Raw genomic sequence first — 6,737 nt, forward strand, 5'->3', positions numbered from 1 at the left:
CGACTGCGGGGCTCGCAAGCTCACTCCTCGCGTCAGCCACGGAGCATCTCCGCTACGAGGAAGGCCAACTCCAACGACTGCTGGGTGTTGAGTCGCGGGTCGCAGGCGGTTTCGTAGCGGTCCGGCAGGTCGAGGTCCTCGATGCCCTGGGCGCCGCCGAGGCACTCGGTGACGTCCTCACCTGTCAACTCGACGTGCAGGCCGCCGGGGTGGGTATCCAGCCCTCGGTGCACCTCGAAGTAGCCGAGCACCTCGTCGACGATGCGGTCGAAGTGCCGGGTCTTGTAGCCGTTCGACGACTCGTGTGTGTTGCCGTGCATCGGGTCGCACTGCCAGACCACCTTGGCGCCGGCCGCGGTGACCTTGGCGACGATCGGCGGCAGCGCGTCGCGTACCCGATGGTTGCCCATCCGGCTGATCAGCGTGAGCCGGCCGGGGACGTTGTCCGGGTTGAGCTTCTCGCACAGCTCGATCGCCTCGTCCGGGGAGGTGGTCGGGCCGAGCTTGACCCCGATCGGGTTGGCGATCCGGGAGATGAAGTCGATGTGCGCTCCGCTGATCTGCCGGGTGCGCTCGCCGATCCAGAGGAAGTGCCCGGAAAGCCCGTAGGCCCGACGGTCGGAGACCCGGGTGAGCGCCCGGTCGTACTCCAGGGCGAGGGCCTCGTGGGAGCAGTAGAGCGTGACGGTGCGCAGCGCCTCGTCGTCGGTCATGCCGCAGGCCCGGATGAAGGCCAGCGCCCGGTCGATCTCCCGGGCGATCGCCTCGTAGCGCTCCCCCGCCGGGGAGTTCTTCACGAAGCCCTTGTTCCAGTCGTGCACAGCGTGCAGGTCGGCGAGCCCACCGGCGAGGTACGCCCGGAGCATGTTCATCGCCGCCGCCGAGTTGGCGTACGCCCGGATCATGCGCTGCGGGTCGGCGACCCGGGCGGCCGGGTCGGCCTCCAGTGAGTTGATCATGTCGCCGCGGTACGCGGGGAGGCCGCGCGCGTCGGTGGGCAGCGAACGCGGCTTCGTGTACTGCCCGGCGACCCGGGCGACCTTGACCACCGGAAGCGACGCGCCGTAGGTGAGCACGATCGCCATCTGGAGCAGGGTGCGGGCGTTGGCCAGCAGGTGGCTCTCGGTGTTGTCGACGAACGTCTCGGCGCAGTCACCGCCCTGGAGCAGGAACGCCTTGCCCTCGCAGACCAGGGCGAGCTTCTGCCGGAGCTGGTCGACCTCGTAGGGCGCGACGACCGACGGCACGGTGTCGAGGACCTTGCAGACCGCGGCCACGGCCGCCGGGTCGGACCACGGCGGGACCTGCTCGCGGGGCAGCTCCCGCCATCGGTCCAGGCCGAGCGCGGCGTCCTCGGCGGAGTCGATCGTCGGTCGGCTGGTCTGCAGGCCCGGGCTACCCACCGCGGGATGGCTCAGCTGATGCCACTCATGGCGCATGACAGAAAGCGTACGGCGACGGTCGGGGTGACCGGGCGGCGAGGGGGACGGTTCCGGCAGATGGGAGATCAATCTGCCGGGCGCTGGTCAGGACGCGCGGGTGGGGGCGACGCCGGTCGGCGTCGGGGCGGCGGGCTGCCCACCCGGCGCCTCGCTGGCGATGCACCAGTCGCTTCCGTCCCGGGTCACGGTGAAGACCAGCGGCCGGGTGACGGTGCGTTTGCCGACCGCGACCGAGACCGAGACGCTGACCTCCTGGCCGAGCGGACCGGACCGGATGTCGGTGATGGCCGCCTCCGGCACCTGGAAGTGGTCGGCGAAGTCACCGTTGGGACCGGTGGCGCCCAGGTCGAAGCCGTCGTGCAGCAGAGCGCAGAGCTGGCTGCGGCCGGCGTCGACGTCCTTGGCCGCCATCGCGTCGAGGTACGCCTGCACGCGCTCCCGAGAGCGGGTGGCGGCCTCCTCGGCAGGGGCTCGGGCCGGCTTGGCGGCGGATTCGTCCTCGTCTCCGCCACCGAACCCGCAGCCGACCAGGGCAACCGGCAGCAGCACCAGCCCGGCGGCGCTCGCCGCAAGCCTGCGGTGGGTCCGGCGCATGATCACCTCCGTCGACGGTGAGATCGAGACGTGCCGAGCCGCGAGTCTGCCACATCGGGCTGTGGGAGCCCAACGGCGGCGGCCCGGCCGACGCATGGCGTCGACCGGGCCGTTGTGTCACGGGCGGGAAGGGACGGTGCGGGCCCCTCCCCGCCGTGTGGGTGGTGCGTCGGCCCTCGGCTCAGCCGAGACCGCCCTTGATGGCGCCGATGAGCTCGCCGTTGCTCGTGTCACCGGAGAGCTCCCAGAAGAACGCGCCACCGAGGCCCTGGTTGTTCGCGTACGTCATCTTGCCGTTGATTGTCGACGGGGTGTCGTAGCTCCACCAGTTGCTGCCGCACTTGGCGTACGCGGTGCCGCCGACCGTGCCGGTGGCCGGGCAGGTGTTCTTGAGGACCTTGTAGTCCTCGATGCCGGCCTCGTAGGTGCCCGGCGCCGCGCCGGTGGCGCTGCCTCCCGGGGCGGCCTGGGTGACGCCGGTCCAGCCCCGACCGTAGAAGCCGATGCCGAGCAGCAGCTTGTTGGCCGGGATGCCCTTGCTCTTGAGCTTCTGGATCGCCGCGTCGGAGTTGAAGCCCTGCTGCGGGATGCCGGTGTACGACGTCAGCGGCGAGTGCGGGGCGGTCGGGCCCTGGGCGTTGAACGCGCCGAAGTAGTCGTAGGTCATCGGCATCAGCCAGTTGAGGTTGCCGATGGCACCGGCGTAGTCGGTGGCGTCGATCTTGCCGCCGTTGCTGCCGTCCGCGGTGATGGCGGCGGTGACCAGGGCACTGGACCCGAACCTCGACCGCAACGCGCTGATCACGTTCTTGAACGCGTTCGGGCCGCTGCTGTCACAGCTCAGACCGCAGGCGTTCGGGTACTCCCAGTCGACGTCGATGCCGTCGAAGACGTCCGCCCAGCGCGGGTCCTCGACGAGGTTGTAGCAGCTCTCGGCGAACGCGGCCGGGTTCTGCGCGGCCTGGGTGAAGCCACCGGACCAGGTCCAGCCGCCGAACGACCAGATCACCTTCAGGTGCGGGTTGAGCTGCTTGAGCTTGCGCAGCTGGTTGAAGCTGCCACGCAGCGGCTGGTCCCAGGTGTCGGCGACGCCGTCCACGCTCTCCGCCGCGGTGTACGCCTTCTCGTAGTCGGCGTAGCTGTCACCGATGGCGCAACGACCGCCGGTGGTGTTGCCGAAGGCGTACAGGATGTGGGTCAGCTTGGCGGCCGAGCCGCTGGTCTGGATGTTCTTGACGTGGTAGTTACGCCCGTAGACGCCCCACTCGGCGAAGTAGCCGACGATCTTCTTGCCACCCGTCGGCGGGTTGGTGGTCGGCGGTGGCGTGGTGGGCGGTGGGGTGGTGGGCGGCGTCGTCGTCGGTGGGGTGGTGGTCGGCGGGGTCGTGGTCGGCGGGGTGGTCCCGCCGCCGCAGGCCGCACCGTTGATGGTGCAGTTCAGCGGCGCCTTGTAGGCACCGCTGCCGTTGTAGCCCCAGCTGAACGACGCGCCCGGGGCGATGCCACCGGCCCAGCTCTTCTTGACCGCGACGTAGTGGTTGCCGCTGCTCGTGACGTCGGCGTCCCACGCGCTGCTGATGGTGGTGCCGGACGGCAGGTCGAACTCGATGCGCCAGGTGGTGACCGTGGCGCTGGAACCGTTGGTGACGGTCACCCTCGTCTCGTGACCGGTCCCCCAGTCCTGCGCCTTGGTGAAGGTGGTGGTGACCGTGCCGGCGCCGAACGCGGTGGTCACCGGCACCGTCGCGACGGCCACGGCGACCACGGCACCGGCCCAGAGGGCCCGGCGGAGCGATCTTTTCATGAGGCGTCTCCCGAACTGTTAGGAAACTTTCCAAAAGAGATGGTGAGACGGTACTCACGACGTCATCAGTTCGTCAAGATGCGCATGTTTCGATTTCTCCTGGTGCACGGAGTGCGTACGCTGCGCCCACCCCGCCCCGACGCCCGGCCGGCGCGTAGCCTCGGCCCATGACCGCCTTCGACACCCCGATCGACACCCTCAACGGCGGCCCCGCCAACCTGGACCGCTACCGCGGTAAGGCGTTGCTCGTCGTCAACGTGGCCTCCCGCTGTGGCCTCACCCCGCAGTACGCCGGCCTGCAGAAGCTCGCCGACACCTACGCCGACCGGGGCCTGGTGGTCCTCGGCGTGCCATGCAACCAGTTCGCCGGGCAGGAGCCGGGCAGCGCCGCCGAGATCAGCGACTTCTGCCAGGTCAACTACGGGGTCACCTTCCCGCTGACGGAGAAGGTCGACGTCAACGGCCCGGACCGGCACCCGCTCTACGCCGCGCTCGTGGACACTCCGGACGCCGACGGGCACACCGGCGACGTGCGCTGGAACTTCGAGAAGTTCCTGGTCGCCCCGGACGGCTCGGTCGCCGCCCGCTTCGCCCCCACGGTCGAGCCCGCCTCCGACGACCTCCGCGAAGCCATCGAGAAGACCCTCCCCACCGCCTGAGTCGACCCTCCGGGCCGCCTCGACCTCCGGGCCGCCTTGATCGCCGGGCCGCTCGACCTCCGGGCCGCCTTGATCGCGCTCGAACATGGATGTAGTGGCCTCCCGACTCCCGGACGCCACTACATCCTGGATCGAGTGCGATCACGGCGAGGCCGCGCCGACCCGGACCGCCGTCACCGGAGAGTGGCACCTCCTCGGAGAGCCGTCGGCGACCAGGGGTGGCCAGTACGGTGTGCGGGACGGACGCGCAGCGCCGCCACCAGGCATCCGCCGCGACGGCGACGGCCGCGAGCAGTCTGCGCAGCCACCCGACGGTGGGTGATCGAAATAACCTACCAGCCTGGTCGGGAATTCGTCGTGGGCGCACGGAGTTGGGGACGAGCATGACAACTGTGGGACTGATCGGCAGTGGCAACATCGGCGGCACCGTGGCCCGGCTGGCCGTCGACGCCGGCTACGACGTGGTGCTGAGCAACTCGCGGGGCCCGGAGACCCTCACCGACCTGGTCGAGACCCTTGGTGAGCACGCCAGCGCCGGCACCGCGCAGGACGCGGCGCAGGTCGGTGACCTCGTGGTGGTCACCGTGCCGCTGAAGGCGTACCGGGCGGTGCCGGTGGAACCGCTGGCCGGCAAGGTCGTCATCGACACCAACAACTACTACCCGCAGCGCGACGGCGCCTTCCCGGAACTGGACTCGGGCGAGACCACGAGCAGCGAGCTGCTGCAGCGGCACCTGCCGGAGTCACGGGTGGTCAAGGTCTTCAACAACATCTACTTCAAGGGCCTGGCCGCGCTTCCCCGGCCGTCCGGGGCCGCCGACCGTAGCGCCCTCGCGATCGCCGGCGACGACGCCGCAGCGAAGGCCGAGGTGACCGCCTTCCTGGACCGGATCGGCTACGACGCGGTCGACGTCGGCCCGTTGGCCGAGGGGTGGCGCTACCAGCCGGACACCCCGGCGTACGGCACGCTCTACTCGGCCAGCCCGACCGACTGGGAGCACCCGGCCCCGGGCGACGCCGCGAAGGTGCGCGCCGCCGTCGCCGCCGCCACCCGCTGAACAGGGGCCTGCCGCCGGCCGCCTCGCGATCGCCCTCTGGGTGGACGTACGGCGGGCGGCGGCGGACCACCTAACGGGGTCAAGCCAGCTCATGTCGCCTCGGGACCTAGGCACACGAACCCGTGGACGTGAATGACGTAGCCCTCGTTATCTCCGGCCAACACCCGACCGTAATTGTCGAGCGGAATGTCCGACACCTCGCCCAACCTCCTACCGGGTCGTCGTGCGGGGGCGGCGGCGAGTTCGTCGTAGCCCGGTCGGCCCCACGTCTGCCCTCGGAAGAACGGGCCAGGAGCGGCGAGGCTCGATCCCTAGTCTCAGCGGATGGGGACGACGAACATACCGGCGTACGACGCCCACGCGGACTGGTACGAGCATTACATCTCCGGCGGCGGCGCCTATCTCCGGCGGGTGCACACGACGGTGGCGGACCTGCTCGGCGTGGGCGAGGGGTCCTGCCTCGACATCTGCTGTGGCACCGGCGCGCATGCCGTGGTGCCGGCGGGTCTGGGGTGGACGCCGGTGGGCGTGGACCTGTCCGGTGGGCAGTTGCGGCACGCGAGCGGGCGGTTGCCGGTGGCCAGGGGTGACGCGACCGCCCTGCCGGTCGCCGACGCGTCGCTGTCGGCGGCGATGTGTGTGCTGGCCAGCACCGACCTTCCCGACTACCCGGCGGTGCTGCGGGAGGTCGCCCGGGTGCTGCGACCCGGCGGGCGCTTCGTGCACGTGGGTGTGCACCCGTGTTTCGTGGGCGCGTTCGCCGACTGGGGACAGCATCCGCGGGTCGTCGTCGACGCGCGGTACGCCGACCGGTCCCGCAGCTTCGACAGTTGGAACACCAGCGGGGTACGGGTACGGGTGGGCGCCTGGCACCTCCCCCTCGCCGACCTTGTCAACGCGACGGTGGCCGCCGACCTTCGGCTGGTCCGGGTCGTCGAGGCGGGCCCCGGTGGGGTCCCCGACCTGTTCGGCCTCCTCGCCGTTCGAGAGCGGTAGACGAGCACCCGTCGCCCGATCGAGAGCCTCAACCCGCGCAACTTCGGGGATGTTGCTGCCTCACGACGGCTCGATGCAGCAACATCACCGAAGTTGCGCGGATCTTGAGGCGCGGGGGCGCGGGGGCGCGGGGGCGCGGGGGCGCGGGGGCGCGGGGAGATCGGAAGAGCGTCGAGGAGGGAAG

General features: G+C 70.7%; 6 protein-coding genes. 3 read left to right on the top strand and 3 right to left on the bottom strand.

Annotated elements, in window-relative coordinates; genetic code table 11:
- Nucleotides 1-32: 32 nt before the first annotated feature.
- The 3 genes from ACWER9_RS15835 to ACWER9_RS15845 all read right to left on the bottom strand — a co-directional run bounded on the left by ACWER9_RS15835 (nt 33) and on the right by ACWER9_RS15845 (nt 3,840).
- Complete coding sequence (locus tag ACWER9_RS15835; RefSeq protein ID WP_452302512.1) at nt 33-1,439, bottom strand: class II 3-deoxy-7-phosphoheptulonate synthase; 1,407 nt, start codon at nt 1,437-1,439, stop codon at nt 33-35.
- A gap of 87 nt (nt 1,440-1,526) precedes the next feature.
- Complete coding sequence (locus ACWER9_RS15840; RefSeq protein WP_452302513.1) at nt 1,527-2,036, bottom strand: hypothetical protein; 510 nt, start codon at nt 2,034-2,036, stop codon at nt 1,527-1,529.
- 181 nt (nt 2,037-2,217) lie between these two features.
- Complete coding sequence (locus tag ACWER9_RS15845) at nt 2,218-3,840, bottom strand: glycosyl hydrolase family 18 protein (RefSeq protein ID WP_452302514.1); 1,623 nt, start codon at nt 3,838-3,840, stop codon at nt 2,218-2,220.
- 167 nt (nt 3,841-4,007) lie between these two features.
- Here ACWER9_RS15845 and ACWER9_RS15850 point away from each other — a divergent pair, with 167 nt between their 5' ends.
- The 3 genes from ACWER9_RS15850 (at nt 4,008) to ACWER9_RS15860 (ending at nt 6,553) form a co-directional block, all read left to right on the top strand.
- Entirely contained in the window at nt 4,008-4,499 is a 492-nt protein-coding gene (locus tag ACWER9_RS15850) for a glutathione peroxidase (RefSeq protein WP_452302515.1), read from the top strand.
- Between the two features lie 383 nt (nt 4,500-4,882).
- Nucleotides 4,883-5,557, top strand: coding sequence for an NADPH-dependent F420 reductase (locus ACWER9_RS15855; RefSeq protein ID WP_452302516.1), 675 nt, complete (start codon nt 4,883-4,885; stop codon nt 5,555-5,557).
- A gap of 324 nt (nt 5,558-5,881) precedes the next feature.
- Complete coding sequence (locus tag ACWER9_RS15860) at nt 5,882-6,553, top strand: class I SAM-dependent methyltransferase (protein WP_452302517.1); 672 nt, start codon at nt 5,882-5,884, stop codon at nt 6,551-6,553.
- Nucleotides 6,554-6,737: the final 184 nt, after the last annotated feature.

This window comes from Micromonospora sp. NPDC003944 (assembly GCF_053605225.1).

Bases quoted from the DNA above. Each gene is read 5' to 3' on its own strand.
- ACWER9_RS15855 (WP_452302516.1), top strand. From the start codon at position 4,883: ATGACAACTGTGGGACTGATCGGCAGTGGCAACATCGGCGGCACCGTG.
- ACWER9_RS15840 (WP_452302513.1), bottom strand. From the start codon at position 2,036: ATGCGCCGGACCCACCGCAGGCTTGCGGCGAGCGCCGCCGGGCTGGTG.
- ACWER9_RS15835 (WP_452302512.1), bottom strand. From the start codon at position 1,439: ATGCGCCATGAGTGGCATCAGCTGAGCCATCCCGCGGTGGGTAGCCCG.
- ACWER9_RS15850 (WP_452302515.1), top strand. From the start codon at position 4,008: ATGACCGCCTTCGACACCCCGATCGACACCCTCAACGGCGGCCCCGCC.
- ACWER9_RS15860 (WP_452302517.1), top strand. From the start codon at position 5,882: ATGGGGACGACGAACATACCGGCGTACGACGCCCACGCGGACTGGTAC.
- ACWER9_RS15845 (WP_452302514.1), bottom strand. From the start codon at position 3,840: ATGAAAAGATCGCTCCGCCGGGCCCTCTGGGCCGGTGCCGTGGTCGCC.